A 17878-nucleotide genomic window follows, 5' to 3' on the forward strand; every position below is an offset into this window, starting at 1 on the left:
GGTCATGGGACTAAGCTGAACTATCTGAAGTGGAACGCGGCCGGAAGGGGAGAGTGGCGCCGGGCGCGGGCCGACAATAACAAGGACGCATCATGTTCGAATCCGCCGAAATCGGCCATAGCATCGATAAAAAGACATTCCGGGAAGCCATGCCCAAATTGCGCGAGGCCTTGCTGGACCTGCAATACGATTTGAAGGAGAAAGCCGATTTTCCGGTGCTGATCCTGATTCACGGCTTCGACGGCGCCGGCCGCGGCGAAACCATGAATCTGATCAATGAATGGCTGGACCCGCGCCTGATCGACACCGTGGCCTTCGCCGAAGCCAACGACGACGCCCGCGCCCGGCCCTGGATGTGGCGTTACTGGATGCAGCTGCCGGCCAAGGGCCGCATCGGCATGTTCTTCGGCTCCTATTACTCCGACGCCCTGTTCGACCGGGTGTTCGCCCGCAGCGACCGCGACGCGCTGGACAAGCAGATCTTCGACATCCTGCGCTTCGAACGCATGCTGACCATGGACGGCGCGCTGGTGCTGAAGTTCTGGTTCCACCTGACCCGGGAGCAGCAGCACAAGCGGCTCAAGCAGATGGAAAAAGATCCGGCCAGCAGTTGGCGCGTGACCAAGACCGATTGGGAGCATTACGAGCGCTACGACAAGATACGCAAATCCGCCGAGCACATCCTGCGGCTGACCAATACCGCCGCCGCGCCCTGGGTGGTGGTGGACGGCGAGGACGCCAATTACCGCAGCCTGACCGTGGGCAACACCCTGCTCAACGCCATCCGCAACCGGCTGGCGCAGGCGCAGGGGTCGCAGGCCGAATTGATAGACGCGCCGCCGCTGCTGGCGCCGATAGACAACAAGCTGTTGCTGGACACCCTGCAACTGGACCAGCCCATGGACAAGGCCGAATACAAGGCCGAGCTGGAAAAACTGCAAGGCCGGCTGCACCGGCTGACCCGTCACCCGCGCTTCGCCCAGCATTCGCTGGTGCTGGCTTTCGAAGGTAACGACGCCGCCGGCAAGGGCGGCAGCATACGCCGCATCACCCAGGCGCTGGACGCGCGGCGCTACCGGGTGGTGCCCATCGCCGCGCCCACCCAGGAAGAAAAGGCCAAACCCTGGCTGTGGCGCTTCTGGCGTCATATGCCGGGCAAGGGCGGCATCACCATTTTCGACCGCACCTGGTACGGCCGGGTGCTGGTGGAACGGGTGGAGGGCTTCGCCAAGGAGGCGGACTGGATGCGCGCCTATTACGAAATCAACGATTTCGAGCATCAGCTGAGCGAAAACGGCGCCGTCATCGTCAAGTTCTGGCTGGCCATCAGCAAGGACGAACAGATGGCGCGCTTCAAGGGACGCGAGGAAACCGGCTTCAAGCGCTTCAAGATCACCGAGGAAGACTGGCGCAACCGCGACAAATGGGACGCCTACAAGCTGGCCGTCAGCGATATGGTGGACCGCACCAGCACCAGCAAGGTGCCGTGGACGCTGGTGGAGGCCAATAATAAATACTATGCCCGCATCAAAATTCTCAAAACCATTTGCGATGCGCTGGAAGTCCGGCTTGCTTGAGCGCGGCGTCCGGCTGATCGCCTTGCTGCTGGCGATGCCGGCCGCGGCCGCGCCCGGCTTGCGCGCCGGCGTGGCCAACGATAGCTTCGGCCCTTTGTACAGCGCCCAGGACGGCGCGCTGGCCACCCAGTACCGCGCCGCGCTGGAGCTGATCGGCCGGCACAGCGGCGTCCGCTTCGAGCTGGAGTACTATCCGTCGTCGCGGCTGCAGCAATTGTTCGAGGTGGGCAAGGTGGATGTGGAAGTGGGCGTCAATCCGTCCTGGCGCGCGCTGTCGCCGGTGGCCGGCTTCTACACCCGGCCCATCGACGTGCAGACGCTGCGGCTGTGCTTCGCCCCCGGCAAGCGGCGCAAGGGCGCGGCGCCGGCCAGCCTCAGCGGCCTGAGTCTGGGCGTGCTGCAGGGGCGCAGCTACCCCGTGCTGGAAGCCGGTTTCGCCAGCGGGCAATTCAAGCGGGTGGAGGCCGCCAGCGAAAGCGATCTGATCAGCGGTCTGCGCCAGGGCAGCATGCAGGCCATCGTCTTGAGTCAGCGTCAGCTGGACTTGCTGCTGAACCGCGCGCCGGAGGCGCAGCCCTGCGCGGTGGGCGACGCCGTGGGCAGCGTGTCGGTGATGCTGCGCCTGCATCCGCAATATCGGCAACTGTTGCCGCAATTGGACAAGGCGATTCAGCAGCTGCAAGATAGCGGCAAATTGCGCTGAAGCGCTTCGAGTCTCCCCATTCCGGCTCCGCGTCGCGGAGCGCAAAGCATCCGGATTCCAAGCCATGTCTGTCCAGCAAGCCCTGTTGCCCGCCGAACTCGCCCACTTGTTCGCCCGTCTCGATCCCGGCGTGGACGAGGCCGCGTTGGCGTTGATCCATGAGCTGGCCAGCGCCAATCAGGCCGGCCACGTCTGCCTGCCGCTGGCGCAGCGTCCTGAGCGCAAGGCCTTGCAGGCCAGCGCGCTGGTCGGCCGCCCCGGCGACTACGCGCCCCTGATCCTGGACGCGGCCGGCCGGCTGTATTTCGCCCGCCACTGGTTCGACGAAGCGCGGCTGGCCGAGCGCCTGGCCGCGCTGGCCGAGCCGGGACCGGCGCCGGACGGCGCGCGCTTGCGCCCGTTGCTGGAGGCTTTGTTCGGCGCGGCGTCCGCGGCGGGTCCGGACCGGCAGAAGCTGGCGGCGGCCCTGGCGGCGCGTCAGCGCCTGATGATCATTTCCGGCGGTCCGGGCACCGGCAAGACCACCACTGTGCTCAAGCTGCTGGCCTTGCTCGCCGGCCTGTCGCCGCGGCCGCTGGTGATGGCGATGGCGGCGCCCACCGGCAAGGCCGCCGCGCGGCTGTCGGAGTCGGTGCGCGGCGCGCGCGCGCGGCTGGACCTGGCCGAGGATACGCTGCGGCAATTGCCGCAGCAGGCGCAGACGCTGCACCGCTTGCTGGGCTTGCGCCCGGGCGCGGCGGCGCCGCGCCATCACGCCGGCAATCCTTTGCCGCTGGACGTGCTGGTGGTGGACGAGGCGTCGATGATAGACCTGTCCTTGATGGCGCGCATGGTGGAGGCCTTGCCGTCGCAGGCGCGGCTGATTCTGCTGGGCGACCGCGATCAGCTGGCCTCGGTGGACGCCGGCGCGGTGCTGGGCGATTTGTGCGCCGACATCCATTACCGTCCGGATACTCTGGACTGGCTGCGGGCGAACTGCGGCGAAACCCTGCCGTCGATGCCGGGCGCGGGCGGCAAGCTCACCGATTGCGTGGCGTTGCTGACCCACAGCCATCGTTTCGGCGCCGATTCCGGCATCGGCGAACTGGCGCGGCGGGTGAACGCGGGCGACGGCGTCGGCAGTTGGGCGGTGCTGCAGGACCCGGAGTGGGGTGATGTGGAAGCGGTGCCGGCCTTGGAGGCGGCGGAGGTGCTGGCGCGCTGGCGACCGTATTGGCGGGCGGTGCGCGCGGACGCGCCGCTGGCCGAGCGGCAGCAGGCTTTCGCCGGCTTCATGCTGCTGGCGGCGGAACTGCGCCAGGTGGAGGCCTTCAATCTGCGCGTGGAGCGGCAACTGGAGGCCGACGGCGACAAGCCGGCCGGCCGCGACTGGTATCCGGGGCGGCCGGTGATGATCAGCGAGAACGATTACGGCCTGGGCCTGTTCAACGGTGACATCGGCTTCACGGTGCAGCGCGAGGCCGGCTTGCGCGTGGCCTTTCCCGGCGACGACGGCGGCTGGCGCGAATTCGCCCCCGGTCGGCTGCCGCAGCACGACACCGTGTACGCGATGACGGTGCACAAAAGCCAGGGGTCCGAGTTCGGCGAGGTCTGTCTGCAGCTGCCGGAAGCGGCGGGGCCCTTGCTGAACCGGGCGCTGGTGTATACCGCGATCACCCGGGCGCGGGAGCGCTTCCTCGTGTCCGGCGCGCAGCCGGTGTGGGAACAGGCGGCCGTCGCGGCGCCGCAGCGTTACTCGGGGCTGGCGGATAAATTGAAATGACAAAGTCGTTAAATGGTCTGAATGGAAGGTTTGCCGAAGCGGCTGCCGAGACAATTCCGCAACATCCCAACGCAAAATAATCTGTTTATTTGCCGGCTGTTACGCCAGATATAGTCAAAGCCCAAGAAGCATCCTAAGATGCAGCCTTCCCGAAACACATCGCAGCGGAGTCGGCAATGCAAGTGGATGCGGTTCTGGCCTATCTCGACAAGATCACCCGTTTTGATCGTCAGCAATTCACGCCTTTGTATATCGGCAAAGAGCGCTTGGGCTGGGTCAACGCGGCGTGGAAGGAACGCTTGCTGAACAGCGAATCGCAGCTGTTCGAGGAGCAATACCAGAAACTGCATTGCCGTCTCGACGGCAGCTACCGCAGCATCAGCCACGCGCTGGCGCAGGCGGCGCGGCGCTGGCAGCAAGCCGGCTGGCTCAATGGCTGGCGCAATGAGAACTTCACCGCCTTCCGCCACGACGGCTCCCCTTATTTCGAACTGGAACGCGCCGCTTTCCGCCCGCTGGGCCTGACCAGCCGCGCCGTACACCTGAACGGGCTGACCCGTTTGCCGTCCGGCGAAGTGCGGATGTGGGTGGGGCGCCGCAGCCCGCACAAGGCGGTGGACCCCAATCGCATGGACAATCTGGTCGGCGGCGGCGTCGCCGCCGGCGAAACCATAGAACTGGCGCTGGAGCGCGAGGGGTGGGAAGAAGCCGGCGTGCGCCGCGAGCAGGTGCGGGATTTGCCGCAATCCAGCTTGCTGTTGGCCGAGCGCCCGGTGCAGCGCGGCCTGCACCGCGAATGGATTTACGCTTTCGATCTGTGGCTGGACGCGGGCGAGACGCCCTGTAACCAGGACGGCGAGGTGGCCGAGCACATCCTGATGCCGTTCGCCGAAGTGGAACGCCTGCTGTTGGAAGAGCGCTTCATGATAGACGCGGCCTTGGTCGCCAGCGATTGTCTGGCGCGCCACGGCTACTGGGGAGAGCATACCCCGACGATAGACGCCGCCTTGGCGCGCATCCGCCACCCTCAGCGCAGCGATGTGCACGCCTTGACCTCCTGCTGATTCCCTTGCCGCGCCGGGACGCTCTTCACTGTGGCCGGCGCGGCTCTCCCGCTATTGTTCTATCCGTTTATATTACATCTGCGTGAATTAATTCAGGAATCTTTGCCTGATGCCACCGGTAATGGGTAGAATCATTCTCAAGAGCGGAAAAATCCGTCAATAAATGCCAAGGGCCCTTGGCCCGCGCTGTTTCCCGCGCCAAATACTCGTGTCGTTAAGCGCCGCCGTCCGCGAAACGGCGCTTGCTTCGCGTAAAATTATGCCAATGGTTTGTTTTTGGCGAAATCAAGGAAACATCGGCATGGCGAGTTTCTCACTTTTTGCCGGCGGTGAAAGCGGACGCCGCGGCCTTGGGGGGCGCAAGGGGGATGTATCGTTTGAAACTGATCTCGGAGCAGTTCGGCGTTGACGACAGCGGGCCGCTGCATCCCAGCCAGGAACAAGCGCGGCGGGCCGCGCTGGTGATGTGGAACGTTTATCGCGGCCAGCTGCGCATCGAGATTCACCGCGTGGTGGACCTGCGCAGCCGCAAGACGGAAAAGCTCGAGGAGTTGTGCTGACTGTCGCGTTTTAGCCAATGTAGTTGCCTACAAATAAACCCTGTTCGCGTTTATTGGCTGAATATGACAAATGCGGGCATGGTTGACGCCAACTTTCCATTGCGCGATTTTCAGCGCTTGGCTATTGTCCTACTTCCCATTAAACCCAAAGCAGGCGCGGCTCAAGAGGCGGCCTCTGCACTGGAGCGATCTTTGTTCAACTGGTTCGAAAAGCGGATCCATCCGTATCCCGACACGTCCCCGGCCCAACCTCCCAAGGGCTTTTTCCCATTTTTGTGGTTCTGTACCCGCGGCCTGCGCGGCCTGATTGCGGCCGTCATTTTGCTGACCGCCGGCATCGGCGCCTTCGAGGCCTTGCTGTTCTCCATGCTCGGTTCCGTCGTGGACTGGCTGAGCGCGGTCAAGCCCGCGCTGTTGTGGGACGCGCAACGCCATAATCTCTTGCTGCTGGCGGGCATCCTGCTGGCCAGTCCCTTGCTGATCGCCGTGCAGGCGCTGATCAAATACCAGGGCCTGTCCGCCAACTTCCCCATGCTGCTGCGCTGGAATTTCCACCGCCACCTGCTGCGGCAGAGCATGAATTTCTATCAGGACGAATTCGCCGGGCGGGTCTCCGCCAAGGTGATGCAGACCGCGATCGCGGTGCGGGAAACGGTGATGATCGTCGCCGACATCCTGGTGTTCGTGGTGATTTACTTCGTCACCATGATCGCCGTGGTCGGCAGTTTCGACAGCCGTCTGCTGTGGCCCTTCCTGGCCTGGCTGGCCTTGTACGTGGCCACGCTGTACTTCTTCGTGCCGCGTCTGGGCCAGGCCGCCACCGCCCAGGCCGACGCGCGCAGCCTGATGACCGGCCGGATCACCGACGCCTACACCAATATCGCCACGGTGAAGCTGTTCTCGCACGCTCAGCGCGAGGCCGGCTTCGCCCGCGGCGCGATGCAGGAATTCCTGGCCACCGCCTATCGCCAGATGCGTTTGATCAGCGGTTTCGAAATCATCAACCACAGCCTGAGCATGTTGTTGATCGCCAGCACCGCCGGCGCCACCTTGTGGCTGTGGAGCATGGGCGAAGTCGGCGTCGGCGCAGTGGCGGCGGCCACCGCGATGGCGCTGCGCCTGAACGGCATCTCGCACTGGATCATGTGGGAGATGGCTTCGCTGTTCGAACAAGTGGGCACGGTGCAGGACGGCATCGCCACCCTGTCGCGCCCGGTGCTGGTCAATGACAGCGCCGACGCCAAGCCCTTGGCGGTGAAGCAGGGCGAGATCCGCTTCGATCAGGTGGATTTCAGCTACGGCGGCAGCAAGAGCGTGATCGAACAGCTGTCGCTGACGATACGCCCGGGCGAGAAGATCGGCCTAGTCGGCCGCTCCGGCGCGGGCAAATCCACCATCGTCAATCTCTTGCTGCGCTTTTACGATCTGGACGGCGGCCGCATTTTGATCGACGGCCAGGATATCGCGCGGGTGACGCAGGACAGCCTGCGCGCCCAGGTGGGCATGGTGACGCAGGACACCTCGCTGCTGCACCGCTCGGTGCGCGACAACCTGCTTTACGGCAGGCCGGACGCCGACGACGCCGCGATGGAAGCCGCCGCGCGCCGCGCGGAGGCGCACGACTTCATCCTGACCTTGACCGATCCCAAGGGACGCGTCAGCTACGACGCTCATGTCGGCGAACGCGGGGTCAAACTGTCCGGCGGCCAGCGCCAGCGCATAGCCATCGCCAGGGTGATGTTGAAGGACGCGCCCATCCTGCTGCTGGACGAAGCCACCAGCGCGCTGGATTCGGAAGTGGAAGCGGCGATCCAGCGCAGTCTGTATCGGCTGATGGAGGGCAAGACCGTGGTGGCCATCGCCCACCGGCTGTCCACCATCGCGGCGATGGACCGCTTGATCGTGCTGGACAAGGGGCGCATCGTGGAAGAGGGCGACCACCGCAGCCTGCTGGCCAAGGGCGGCCTGTACTCGCGGCTGTGGGCGCATCAGAGCGGGGGCTTCCTCGGCGAAGAGGACGACGACGCAGCGGAGCCGGTGGCGACGCTGGCCTGAGGCTGAGCCTAGGCCAAGGCAAGAGAGCGGGACGCGCAAGCGGCCCGCTTTTTTTATTGCGGAGACGGGAAGACGGCTGCGGCGACGCAGGACGCGTTTAGACGAAAACACGGTTTCGGCGCGCGTCGCGGAAAAATAATGGGAAAAAGCGGAAAAACGGAAAATACTGAGATGTTGTGGCGCACCCGACAGGGATCGAACCTGTGACCTTCAGCTTCGGAAACTGACACTCTATCCAACTGAGCTACGGGTGCGCTGTGCTTGCTTTGAGGCAGGCCCGCATCATAGCGCAACTTCCTTACCCGAGTCCAGTGTATGGTTTTGCCTTGCCTTCAGGCTTACCGTATAATTATCCTATTTTAAATGTCATTAATTCCAGGCGAGGCTCGTAATGAGTAATGAGAACGGAATGGCTCCCGGCCAGGTCATCAAAGTGCTGGTTGGCGTCGTTGTCTTTCTTGTAGTGGCAATCTGGCTTTTGGCCAAGTTGGCTACCAGCGGTTACAACGTGGATGCCGAAGTAATGACCAAGGAGGCCATTGCGTCTCGCCTGAAACCGGTCGGCGAAGCCAAGGCCAGCGACGCGCCTCCGGGAATGCGCACTGGCGAACAGGTATATAAAGGCATCTGTATTTCCTGTCACGGCACCGGCCTGGCCGGCGCACCCAAGTTCGGCGACACGGCCACCTGGGGTTCGCGCATCGCCAAGGGCTGGGACACGCTGACCCAGCACGCGCTGCAGGGCTTCAACGCGATGCCGGCCAAGGGCGGCGCCACCGACCTGAGCGATGACGAAGTGAAGCGCGCGGTAGCCTATATGGGCAACTCTGCGGGCGGAAAGTTCACCGAACCGCCGGTAGGCGGCGCAGGCGGCGCGGCCGCGGCGGCGGACCCGGCCGTGGTGGGCAAGAAAATCTACGACAGCGTGTGCATGGCCTGCCACGCGGCCGGCATCGCCGGCGCGCCGAAGTTCGGCGACAAGGCGGCTTGGGCCGAACGTCTGAAGCCGGGTCTGGACGAAGTGGTCAAGATCGGCATCAAGGGCTTGAACGCGATGCCGGCCAAAGGCGGTTATACCGGCAGCGACGCCGAGTTCCGCTCCGCCGTCGAGTACATGGTGAATAATTCCAAATAAGCCGCGGATCAACGCAGCAAAAAACGCCTTGCACGGTTGCAAGGCGTTTTTTATCGCCCAAAAGCGGGGGCTCCTATGTTTTTGGGAAAATTTTGACCGGATGAAATGGCAATGTGCTATGTCAACAAAACCCCGCTGTAACAAGGGACAGGTGCCCTGGCGGGGCGCATGGTGCATGATGAGTCCATCTGTTTAGGTCGTGAAGCGTCAGGCGCTTCGCGGCTTGGTGTGGGGATTCAGTGGCTTTCCACTTTCGCTTCACCCAGAGATGTTCCTCATTCTTCATATGGCGCCGCTGGCGCCATTTTCTTTTGCGCGTCGCGCCAGCCAGGATGGACCGGCGTCGCAGGCGAAAGTTCTCGCGGCTTGGGGCGGGTGCTCAGCGCCTGTTCAAAGCCTGGCGAGCCTGCGCGCGACAAGGCAAGCGACTGAGAGCGCGAGATGGCCATGGTCATCTGGGCATGCCGAAGCGGCGGACGCCGCGCGCTATTCTCCACGCGGGCAGGGCTTGCTCGGCTTTTCAGGATTCGGCCGGCTTTTCCTTATTGGCCAGCATCGCGCTGAGGCTGGCCAGCCGCGATTTGCCTTCGGTCTTGCTGACGATGGGCTCGGCGCCGGGTTTGCCGAAGTGGCGCAGATCGTCGCCGTTGATCTCGCTGATGAAGCGGGACGGTTCGACGAACTGCCATTCGCCGGCGCGCTTGCGTTTGACGCAATAGGTCAGCGTCAGCATGCGCTGGGCGCGGGTGATGCCGACGTACATCAGCCGGCGTTCTTCCTCCACCATGCCGTTGTCGACGGATTCGCTGTGCGGCAGGATGCCTTCCTCGGTGCCGACCAGGAAGACATACGGGTACTCCAGACCCTTGGACGCGTGCAGCGTGGACATTTTAACCGCGTCCACCTCGCCTTCCTCGCGTCCTTCCAGCATGGTGATCAGCGCGATGGTCTGGGTCAGCTCCACCAGGTTCTTGCCGCTGTCCTCGCCCTTGCGGCTGAGCCAGCTCACCATTTCCAGGATATTTTTCCACTTGGTTTCGGCGATGCGCGGGCTGTCCTCGCTATCGTAAAGCCAGGCCTCGTAGCCTATGGCCTGCATCATCTCCATCGCCAGCGGGCCGCCGTCCTCGCGGGTGGCGCGGTATTGCAGATTGGCGATGAAGTCGCAGAACTGCTCCAGCGGTTCCAGCTGGGCCTTTTGCACTTGCAGGCGGAAGCCTTCCTCATGAGCGCTGGCGAACAGGCTTTTACCGCGTTCGCCGGCCCAGGCGCCCAGCCGTTCCAGCGTGGCGGCGCCGACGCCGCGCTTGGGCGTGGTCAGCGCGCGAATGAAGGCCGGATCGTCGTCGGGGTTGGCGATCAAGCGCATATAGGCCAGCATGTCCTTGATTTCCGGCTTGTCGAAAAAGCTTTGGCCGCCGGCCATCTGGTAGGGGATGCGCTGATTGCGCAAGGCTTGTTCGAAGATGCGCGCCTGATAGTTGCCGCGATAGAGGATGGCGTAGTCCTTGAACTCGGTGCGGTATTCGAACTTGTGCGCCAGCAGTCTTTGCACCACGGTTTCCGCCTCGTGCTCTTCATCCTTGCACTGAACCACGTGGATGGGTTCGCCCAGGCCCAGTTCGCTCCACAGCTGTTTCTCGAACAGCTTGGGATTGTTGGAGATCACCGAGTTGGCCGCGCGCAGGATGCGGGCGGTGGAGCGGTAGTTCTGCTCCAGCTTGATGATCTTGAGCTTGGGGAAGTCGCTTTGCAGCAAGCGCAGGTTTTCCATATTGGCGCCGCGCCAGGCGTAGATGGACTGGTCGTCGTCGCCCACAGCGGTGAACATGCCGCGCAAGCCGGTCAGCAGTTTGACCAGCTGGTACTGGCAGGTATTGGTGTCCTGGTATTCGTCTATCAGCAGGTAGCGCAGCTTGTTCTGCCACTTCTGCAGCACGTCTTCATCGCTTTGGAACAGCTGCACCGGCAGGCGGATCAGGTCGTCGAAGTCCATCGCCTGGTAGGCGCTCAAGGTGTCCTGATAGGCGACGTAAGTGGAGGCGCAGACGCTTTCCCACGCGCCCTGGGCTTCCAGCAGCATCTGGTCTGGCGTTTTCAGGTCGTTTTTCCACAGCGAGATCTGGCTCTGAACCTTGCGCACCTCATCCTTGGAGGTGGTCTTCAGGATGTCGGAGATGATCTTGCCGGCGTCGAAGGCGTCCAGGATGGAGAACTGAGGCTTATAGCCGAGGTGCGGCGCTTCCTGACGCAGGATCTGCATGCCTAGCGAATGGAAGGTGGAGACGGTGATGCCGCGGATCTCCGCCGGCGTCATCAGCTTGCCCACTCGTTCCAGCATCTCGCGCGCGGCCTTGTTGGTGAAGGTGATGGCGGCGATATTGCGCGCATTGATGCCGCCTTCGCGGATCAGGTGCGAAATCTTGAAGGTGATGACCCGGGTTTTGCCGGAGCCGGCGCCGGCAAGCACCAGCAAGGGGCCGTCAAGATACTGGATCGCCGCGCGCTGCGGCGGATTGAGCAAGGGAGCGGACATGGCGGTATGGGGGAAGGGGCCCGGCGGGGCGCAGTAAATCGGTAACTCAGCCAGTGCATTGTAGCATGCGGTATCATGGCGCTATCCGCGGATGACGTCTCAGATCGATCCGCCACTTATGAGGTGCATATGGCCATCTACGCTATTGGCGACATTCAAGGGTGTTTCCAACCGTTTCAGCAGTTGCTGCGGCAAATCGATTTCAATCCAGGCAAGGATACCCTGTGGCTGACGGGAGACTTGGTCAATCGCGGGCCGCAATCGCTGGAAGTGCTGCGCTGGGTGTTCCAGCATCAGGATCAGGTGGAGATCGTGCTGGGCAACCACGATCTGCATTTGCTGGCGGTGGCGGAGGGTTTCGGCAAGCTGCATCGCAGCGACACGGTGCTGGACATTCTCAACGCCGCCGATGGAAAGGTGCTGCTGGACTGGCTGCGCTGCCAGCCTATGATGATAGCCGGCCACGGCTACGCGATGGTGCACGCCGGCCTGCTGCCGGAGTGGAGCATAGACCGCGCGCTGGATCTGGCGGAGGAAGTGGAGGCCGGCTTGTCCGGCCCCAAGCACCGCGAATTCCTGTCTCGACTGTACGGCAACCGGCCGACGCGCTGGAACGAGGAGCTGCGCGGCTCCGACCGTCTGCGCGTGATCGTCAACGCGATGACCCGGATGCGTTTCTTGAACCGCGACGGCGAGATGGATCTGAATTACAAGGGCGAGCTGGAGAACGCGCCGGCCGGGCTGACGCCCTGGTTCGAGGCGCCGGGGCGCTGGCAAGGCGAGATGCCGATTATCTGCGGCCATTGGTCGGCGCTGGGCGTGCATATCACCGACGACGTGGTGGCGATTGATTCCGGTTGTTTGTGGGGCGGCAGCCTGACCGCGATGCGTTTGGGGGACCAGGCCTTATTCTCCCTGCCGTGTTCGGCTTATCGCGAAATCACCGCCTAAAGAGTATGGGCGGCTGCGCCGCCGTAAATAAAATATCGACAGGCCATAGTCAGCTAGGCCCTATGGCTGTCATAATCGCGGCTCTTGCCAGAGCCGTTTTTTTATTTGTATGAGTTACCTTTCCATTGAGTTCGCGCTGGCATTCCTCGCCTTTTTCGCCCTGTATTGGCTGTGCCGCAAGCGCACGGATTGGCAGAATGGTTTGCTGTTATTGGGCAGTTACGCCTTTTATGCCAAGCTTGATTGGCGATTTGCGCTGATTCTTGCCGTTTATACCCTGTTATTGACCCTGATATCGTCGCGGATGCTTGATTCCGTCCGGCCCAAGCGTTGGTTGCGCGCGGGTTTGCTGATGGCGGTGGGCAATCTGGCGATATTCAAATACTTCGATTTCTTCCGCGAAAGCGCGCAAGCGGGGCTGCATGCGTTGGGTATCGCCGCGATATTGCCGGCGGTGGATTTCCTGATGCCGGTGGGCATCTCCTTTTACACCTTTCAATCGGTCAGTTATCTGGTGTCCCTGTATCGCGGCGAATTGCGTTTCGCCCGGGCCAGGGAGCTGGGTTTGTTCCTGGCGTTCTTTCCCACCTTGTTGGCCGGGCCGATTTGTCGCGCCACCGGTCTGCTGGAGCAGTTGCGTAGCGGCGCGCGTCGCCACATCCTGCAACTGGATCGCGCGCTGGGTCTGATTGTGCTGGCCCTGGCCAAGAAACTGTGGCTGGCTGGCTGGCTGGCCAGCGCCTGGGTGGACCCGGTGTTCAGCGCGCCGGAAACCTATCACGCGCTGGAGGTCTGGGCGGCTTTCTACGCCTACGCCTTCCAGATCTATCTGGATTTCTCCGGCTACACCGATCTGGTCACCGCCCTGGCCTTATTGCTGGGCATCCAGTTGCCGCGCAATTTCGACGCGCCCTACCTGGCGCACAATCTGCGCGACTTCTGGCGGCGCTGGCATATGTCGCTGTCCAGCTGGATTCGCGACTACGTCTATATCCCCTTGGGCGGCAACCGGCTGGGCTTTGCCCGCGCCCAGCTCAATTTGCTGGCCGCGATGCTGCTGTCAGGCCTGTGGCACGGCGCCAGCCTGAAATACCTGGTGTGGGGCGGCATGCACGGCCTGGGCGTGGTGGGTTTGAACCTGGGGGACCGGCTGTTGGGCAAGGAAGCGCTGACGCGGCGCTGGGCCTGGCTGGCGCGGCTGCTGACCTTCCATTACGTTTGCCTGGCCTGGGTGTTTTTCCGCGCCGCGTCGCTGGAGGACGCCTGGAGCTTTTTGGAGGCCATGGCCGGCACCGGCCAGGAATTGACGCTGAATGCGCCGGGCTTTCTGGCGCTGAGCGCGGCGGCGTTTGTCGCGCTGCCTCATCTGGGCGCGGTGTGCGAACGCGGGATCGCCCAATTGGGCCGCCTGCCGTGGTGGGGCAAGCCCAGCTTGCTGGCCGGCTGCGCCTTGCTGATCATCGTGGTGTCGCCGCCGGGCATTCCGGGTTTTATCTATTACCAGTTTTAACCGTGTTTTAGTCGTGCCGGCGCGGCTGCGCATCCGCCGCCGCGCGTTTCATTCCTTACCGCATTGAGGCAAGCGTCAAATGATCGCCCGTTCCGCCATCCGCCAGGCCCTGGCCATCCTAGGCAGCAGCATGCTGCTGCTGTGCTGGATCGAGCAGAGCTCGATCAACGCCTATTGGCGGCAGACCTTTCACCGTCCCAGCCAGCTGGAAGCCTTGTCCGAGCTGAGCGTCTGGCGTTTGGGCGCGGAACTGGGGCGGGAGTTTCGCGATCAGAGCCGAGGGCTGCTGAGCCGGCTGGATCGTTGGGACGACGAGATGATCGCCTATTTCAACGCCTGCTGCCTGAGGCCGGCATTGCCGCCGGCAAGCGCGCTGGCGGAGCCGGCGGCGCAGACAACGGCAACGGTGGCCTTGCCGAATGCGGCCCCGACGCCGCGGCCGCCGTCGGTCCCGCCGCAGCAAGCGGTGCCCAAGGACGCCCGCATTTTGCTGCGTCCAGGGCAGAAGGTGTTGCTGGCCGGGGACTCCATGATGCAGGGCGTGGCGCCGCATTTGCTGCGTCCCTTGTTCAAGCTGCACCAGATCAAGGCGCTGGATCTCAGCAAGCAGAGCACCGGTCTGACCTATCCGGATTTCTTCAACTGGCCGGACACGATAGAACGGCAGTTGGCGGCGAATCCCGACACCGGTCTGGTGATGGTCTTCCTGGGCGCCAACGATACTTGGGACATGGTGGGCGGCAGCCGCTACATCCGTTTCGCCTCCGAGGAGTGGGAACAGCGCTACCGCGAACGCATCCGCGCCATCCTGGCTTCGGTCCGCAAGCATGGGACGCAATTGCTGTGGCTGGGCGCGCCGAATATGGGCAAGGACAAGCTCAATCGCGGCGTGCAGTACATTAACGGCGTCTTCCGCGAGGAAGTGGAAGGCGCGGGTCAGCGCTATCTGTCCACCCGCGAGGCCTTGGGCAGCGAGGACGAGACGTTCACCAAGTTCATGACCTTGCCCGATCAGGGCGAAGTGGCGGTGCGCACCGCCGATGGCATTCATTTCACCCGTCAGGGCCAGGTCTTGCTGGCGCGGCGCGTGTTGGCAGAATTGAGGTTTGAATGAAGTTGAGAATCAGCGGGGCATTGGCCTGCTGGCTGGCGGCGGCATCGGCGCTGGCCGCGCCGGTGCAGGATTTCGGCGAGATCAATCTGGCGAGGCTGGCGTCGCGGCTGAAGGCGATTTCCACCGCCGTGCAGCCGGTGCGCGTCACCCAGCTGGGGGATTCGCATACCGCGGCCGACTATCTGACCGGCACGCTGCGGGAGCGCTTCCAGGCCAAGTTCGGCGACGCCGGCATCGGCTGGACGCCACCGATGGCGGTGCCGGGCCAGCGTCATGCGCTGGTGATGGCGCGCAGCGAGGGCTGGACGCTGATCAATAGCCGCAAAGACGGCGATCCGGACTTCCCGCTGGGCGGTTATATCGCTCAGGCGCAGCGGCCGGGCGCCGCCATCAGCGTACTGCCGCGCAATCCGCTGGACGGCCTGTGGCGCGCGCGCTTCCGCGTGCGGGCGGTTCAGGATGGCGCCGGCGCGCTGGAAGTGGATGACGGCCACGGCAGCCGCAAACTGAATCCGCCGGAGGCGGGCAGGGGCTGGCAGACGGTGGAGCAGAAGCTGTACTTCCCCTTTGTGGTGCGCGCCGGCGCGCTGCCGGCGGTGGAGCTGGGCGGCATCGAGCTGGAGCGGCTGGCGCCCGGAGTGGTGCTGGACAGCATAGGCAGCAACGGCGCCCAGCTGTCGATCTGGCAGCGCTGGGGCAAGGGCTGGAGCGCTCAGCTGGCGGAGCGCAACAGCGACCTGGTGATCCTGGCCTACGGCGTCAACGAGGCCTTTGACGACAGGTTGGACCTGATCGAGTATCAGCTCAATCTGCAGGCGGCGATCAACACCGTGCGCCGCGATCTGCCGCAGGCGGCCATCCTGATGCTGGGCGCGCAGGACGCCGCGCGCAAGCGCGGCGCGGCCAGCAAGGAGTGCTCGCCGGGCCGTCCGCTGCAATTGGCGGCGGTCAAGCGCATCCAGCAGAAAGTCGCGCGCGACAGCCATGTGCTGTATTGGGATTGGGAGCAGGCGATGGGCGGGCCTTGCAGCATGAAGCGCTGGCAGGCTCAGCAGCTGGCGCGGCCGGACATGGTGCATTTCTCGCAGCAGGGCTATGCCAAGCTGGCCGACGATTTGTTCGATAATCTGATGGCGCGGCTCAGTCTGTGAGCGTAGTCGGCGCTGGATGAGAAAAGCCCCCGGAACGGGGGCTTTTGCATTGGCGAGGCTTCGCCGCAGGTGCTCAGTGCTGCCGAGCCGGTTCCTGCGGCGCTTCCGCGGCCGGAGGCGGGCTCAGGCGCAGCGCGCGCGCCACTTCCTGCTGCGCCTGTTGCGCCAGCGCGAAGCGGGTATCCAGGCCGTTTTCCCTGGCTTTCAGCGGTTGGCCGTAACTGACCTCCACCTCCATCGCCGGCATCGCCAGCACTTTGCGCACGCTTTGCAAAAAGGTCAGGTCGCCGATGAAGGCCGGCTCCAGCGTCTGTTCGCCGTCTGCGCCGTAATAGCGCAGGCCCACCGGCTGAACGGTGCCGCGCGAAAGCAGGGCGGCTTCGAACAGCGAGGCCTTGAACGGCAGCAGGGCCAGGCCGTCCGAGGTGGTGGACTCGGGGAAGACCGCCATGCAGGCGCCGTTTTCCATGGCGTGGGCCAGCGCCTTGTAAACGCGGCTGGCGTCCTTGCGTTTGCTGCGGTCGATAAACAGGGTGCCGCCCAGATGCGCCAGCCAGCCCAGCACCGGCCAGGAGCGGAGCTCGCGCTTGGCGACGAAGCGGGACACCGTGCAGCTATTGAGCACGAAGATGTCCAGCCAGGAAATGTGGTTGGCCACCAGCAGGGTGTTGGGCGGGTAAAAGCCGGGGTTGACGCCGTGGATCCGCACGCTGATGCCGAGGATCTTCAGCGCGTGAGCGGCCCAGCGCCGGGTGACGACGGCGCGCTCGGCGTGGGCCAGCCGAGAATAACGGGTGGCCAGGATGAAAACACCGACGGCCAGGTGGCCGAACAGGCGCGCGACGCGTCCTATCCGGGTGAGCAAAGAGGTTGTGGCGATTGACTTCAAGATGCTTTGAGGCTCGGTGCGCAAGGTTGAGGCCGTAACTCTAGCATGGCTGGCATAGCGGACAATAGTAGGAACTGCGCTGGCCCTGGCGCAAATGCCGGATCGGCGTGCCGCATTGGCGGCAGGGCTGGTCCTGACGGCCGTACACCATATAAGTCTGTTGGAAATAACCCGGCTTGCCGTCGCTGTGCACAAAGTCGCGCAAGGTGCTGCCGCCGGCCTGGATGGCGCGGTTCAGCACGCTGCGGATTTCCTCGGCCAGCCGGCGGTATTCTCCGTCGCGCACCGCGTTGGCGGCGCGGGCGGGATGGATGCCTGCGTGGAACAGCGCCTCGTTGGCGTAGATATTGCCGACGCCCACCACCACGTGATTGTCCATCAGCATCAGCTTGACCGCGCTGCCGCGGCGTTGCGCGGCCCGGATCAGGGGGTCGCCGTCGAAGCCGTCGGACAGCGGTTCGGGTCCCAGCGCTTGCAGCAGGGGGTGGTGCTCGATGGCGCCGACATGCCACAACACCGCGCCGAAGCGGCGGGGATCGCGGTAACGCAGCACATTGGGGCCCAGCAGCAGATCGATGTGGTCGTGCTTCTCCGGCGGGGTGTCGGCCGGCAGGAAACGCAGGCTGCCGGACATGCCCAGGTGGATGATCAGGGTGCCGGCGTCGGTGCCCAGCAGAAGATATTTGGCGCGGCGATCGACGGAACGTATCGTCAGGCCGCGCAAGGCGGCGTGCAGTTCCGGGGGCACCGGCCAGCGCAGGCCGGCGTGGCGGACCACGGCGCCCTCCAGCGTGGCGTTCAATAAATGGGGCAGAATCCCGCGGCGGGTGGTTTCGACTTCTGGCAGTTCAGGCATGGGTAGAATGGCGCG

Annotated in this window: 14 protein-coding genes and 1 tRNA gene; 11 read left to right on the forward strand and 4 right to left on the reverse strand. The window is 64.0% G+C overall.

The annotated features are described in order from the left end of the window. Positions 1–92: 92 nt before the first annotated feature. The 6 genes from pap to ACODRW_RS00425 all read left to right on the forward strand — a co-directional run bounded on the left by pap (position 93) and on the right by ACODRW_RS00425 (position 7721). Positions 93–1577 (forward strand): polyphosphate:AMP phosphotransferase, encoded by a 1485-nt coding sequence (pap, locus tag ACODRW_RS00400; RefSeq protein ID WP_488904929.1) that lies wholly within the window; start codon positions 93–95, stop codon positions 1575–1577. After that, a complete protein-coding gene (locus ACODRW_RS00405) occupies positions 1552–2280 on the forward strand; it encodes a substrate-binding periplasmic protein (RefSeq protein WP_488904930.1) in 729 nt (242 codons plus the stop codon). The genes pap and ACODRW_RS00405 overlap by 26 nt, the downstream gene beginning before the upstream one ends. A gap of 64 nt (positions 2281–2344) precedes the next feature. Beyond that, complete coding sequence (gene recD / locus ACODRW_RS00410) at positions 2345–4042, forward strand: exodeoxyribonuclease V subunit alpha (RefSeq protein ID WP_488904931.1); 1698 nt, start codon at positions 2345–2347, stop codon at positions 4040–4042. Between the two features lie 176 nt (positions 4043–4218). Next, complete coding sequence (locus tag ACODRW_RS00415) at positions 4219–5106, forward strand: NUDIX hydrolase (RefSeq protein WP_488904932.1); 888 nt, start codon at positions 4219–4221, stop codon at positions 5104–5106. 368 nt (positions 5107–5474) lie between these two features. Further along, positions 5475–5666: a hypothetical protein gene (locus tag ACODRW_RS00420; protein WP_048409471.1), complete on the forward strand. Its 192-nt coding sequence runs from the start codon at positions 5475–5477 to the stop codon at positions 5664–5666. A 192-nt stretch (positions 5667–5858) separates the two neighbouring features. Next, positions 5859–7721 (forward strand): ABC transporter ATP-binding protein, encoded by a 1863-nt coding sequence (locus ACODRW_RS00425; protein ID WP_107800640.1) that lies wholly within the window; start codon positions 5859–5861, stop codon positions 7719–7721. Positions 7722–7898: 177 nt separating this feature from the next. On the opposite strand, the gene ACODRW_RS00430 is transcribed toward ACODRW_RS00425, so the two are convergent. Beyond that, a tRNA-Arg gene (locus ACODRW_RS00430) sits at positions 7899–7975 on the reverse strand. Positions 7976–8244: 269 nt separating this feature from the next. Here ACODRW_RS00430 and ACODRW_RS00435 point away from each other — a divergent pair. Beyond that, positions 8245–8856: a c-type cytochrome gene (locus ACODRW_RS00435; protein ID WP_227105032.1), complete on the forward strand. Its 612-nt coding sequence runs from the start codon at positions 8245–8247 to the stop codon at positions 8854–8856. A gap of 520 nt (positions 8857–9376) precedes the next feature. Here the strand turns inward: ACODRW_RS00435 and ACODRW_RS00440 are convergent. Continuing rightward, complete coding sequence (locus tag ACODRW_RS00440) at positions 9377–11392, reverse strand: UvrD-helicase domain-containing protein (RefSeq protein WP_488904933.1); 2016 nt, start codon at positions 11390–11392, stop codon at positions 9377–9379. A 129-nt stretch (positions 11393–11521) separates the two neighbouring features. Here ACODRW_RS00440 and ACODRW_RS00445 point away from each other — a divergent pair, with 129 nt between their 5' ends. From ACODRW_RS00445 to ACODRW_RS00460, 4 genes are all read left to right on the forward strand, one after another. After that, on the forward strand, positions 11522–12343 hold the full coding sequence (locus ACODRW_RS00445; RefSeq protein WP_107800637.1) for a symmetrical bis(5'-nucleosyl)-tetraphosphatase: 822 nt from the start codon (positions 11522–11524) through the stop codon (positions 12341–12343). 304 nt (positions 12344–12647) lie between these two features. Then, positions 12648–13853, forward strand: a complete 1206-nt coding sequence (locus ACODRW_RS00450; RefSeq protein ID WP_486635901.1) for an MBOAT family O-acyltransferase — start codon at positions 12648–12650, stop codon at positions 13851–13853. A gap of 79 nt (positions 13854–13932) precedes the next feature. Further along, the gene (locus ACODRW_RS00455) at positions 13933–14967 is read left to right on the forward strand and encodes an SGNH/GDSL hydrolase family protein (RefSeq protein ID WP_488904934.1); all 1035 of its coding nucleotides are present in this window, start codon (positions 13933–13935) and stop codon (positions 14965–14967) included. Further along, positions 14964–16118: an SGNH/GDSL hydrolase family protein gene (locus ACODRW_RS00460; protein ID WP_488904935.1), complete on the forward strand. Its 1155-nt coding sequence runs from the start codon at positions 14964–14966 to the stop codon at positions 16116–16118. The genes ACODRW_RS00455 and ACODRW_RS00460 overlap by 4 nt, the downstream gene beginning before the upstream one ends. 73 nt (positions 16119–16191) lie before the next feature. On the opposite strand, the gene ACODRW_RS00465 is transcribed toward ACODRW_RS00460, so the two are convergent. Both ACODRW_RS00465 and mutM read right to left on the reverse strand, forming a co-directional pair. Then, positions 16192–17007, reverse strand: a complete 816-nt coding sequence (locus ACODRW_RS00465) for a lysophospholipid acyltransferase family protein (RefSeq protein ID WP_488904936.1) — start codon at positions 17005–17007, stop codon at positions 16192–16194. Positions 17008–17047: 40 nt separating this feature from the next. After that, positions 17048–17863 (reverse strand): bifunctional DNA-formamidopyrimidine glycosylase/DNA-(apurinic or apyrimidinic site) lyase, encoded by an 816-nt coding sequence (gene mutM, locus ACODRW_RS00470; RefSeq protein ID WP_488904937.1) that lies wholly within the window; start codon positions 17861–17863, stop codon positions 17048–17050. Positions 17864–17878: the final 15 nt, after the last annotated feature.

The organism is Chromobacterium sp. FG89 (assembly GCF_057808735.1).

What these genes read in the sequence shown, in the direction of transcription:
- ACODRW_RS00440 (WP_488904933.1), bottom strand. Translation starts at nt 11,392, where the DNA reads ATGTCCGCTCCCTTGCTCAATCCGCCGCAGCGCGCGGCGATCCAGTAT.
- ACODRW_RS00445 (WP_107800637.1), top strand. Translation starts at nt 11,522, where the DNA reads ATGGCCATCTACGCTATTGGCGACATTCAAGGGTGTTTCCAACCGTTT.
- recD (WP_488904931.1), top strand. Translation starts at nt 2,345, where the DNA reads ATGTCTGTCCAGCAAGCCCTGTTGCCCGCCGAACTCGCCCACTTGTTC.
- pap (WP_488904929.1), top strand. Translation starts at nt 93, where the DNA reads ATGTTCGAATCCGCCGAAATCGGCCATAGCATCGATAAAAAGACATTC.
- ACODRW_RS00450 (WP_486635901.1), top strand. Translation starts at nt 12,648, where the DNA reads ATGCTTGATTCCGTCCGGCCCAAGCGTTGGTTGCGCGCGGGTTTGCTG.
- ACODRW_RS00460 (WP_488904935.1), top strand. Translation starts at nt 14,964, where the DNA reads ATGAAGTTGAGAATCAGCGGGGCATTGGCCTGCTGGCTGGCGGCGGCA.
- ACODRW_RS00405 (WP_488904930.1), top strand. Translation starts at nt 1,552, where the DNA reads ATGCGCTGGAAGTCCGGCTTGCTTGAGCGCGGCGTCCGGCTGATCGCC.
- ACODRW_RS00435 (WP_227105032.1), top strand. Translation starts at nt 8,245, where the DNA reads ATGACCAAGGAGGCCATTGCGTCTCGCCTGAAACCGGTCGGCGAAGCC.
- ACODRW_RS00415 (WP_488904932.1), top strand. Translation starts at nt 4,219, where the DNA reads ATGCAAGTGGATGCGGTTCTGGCCTATCTCGACAAGATCACCCGTTTT.
- ACODRW_RS00420 (WP_048409471.1), top strand. Translation starts at nt 5,475, where the DNA reads ATGTATCGTTTGAAACTGATCTCGGAGCAGTTCGGCGTTGACGACAGC.
- ACODRW_RS00455 (WP_488904934.1), top strand. Translation starts at nt 13,933, where the DNA reads ATGATCGCCCGTTCCGCCATCCGCCAGGCCCTGGCCATCCTAGGCAGC.
- mutM (WP_488904937.1), bottom strand. Translation starts at nt 17,863, where the DNA reads ATGCCTGAACTGCCAGAAGTCGAAACCACCCGCCGCGGGATTCTGCCC.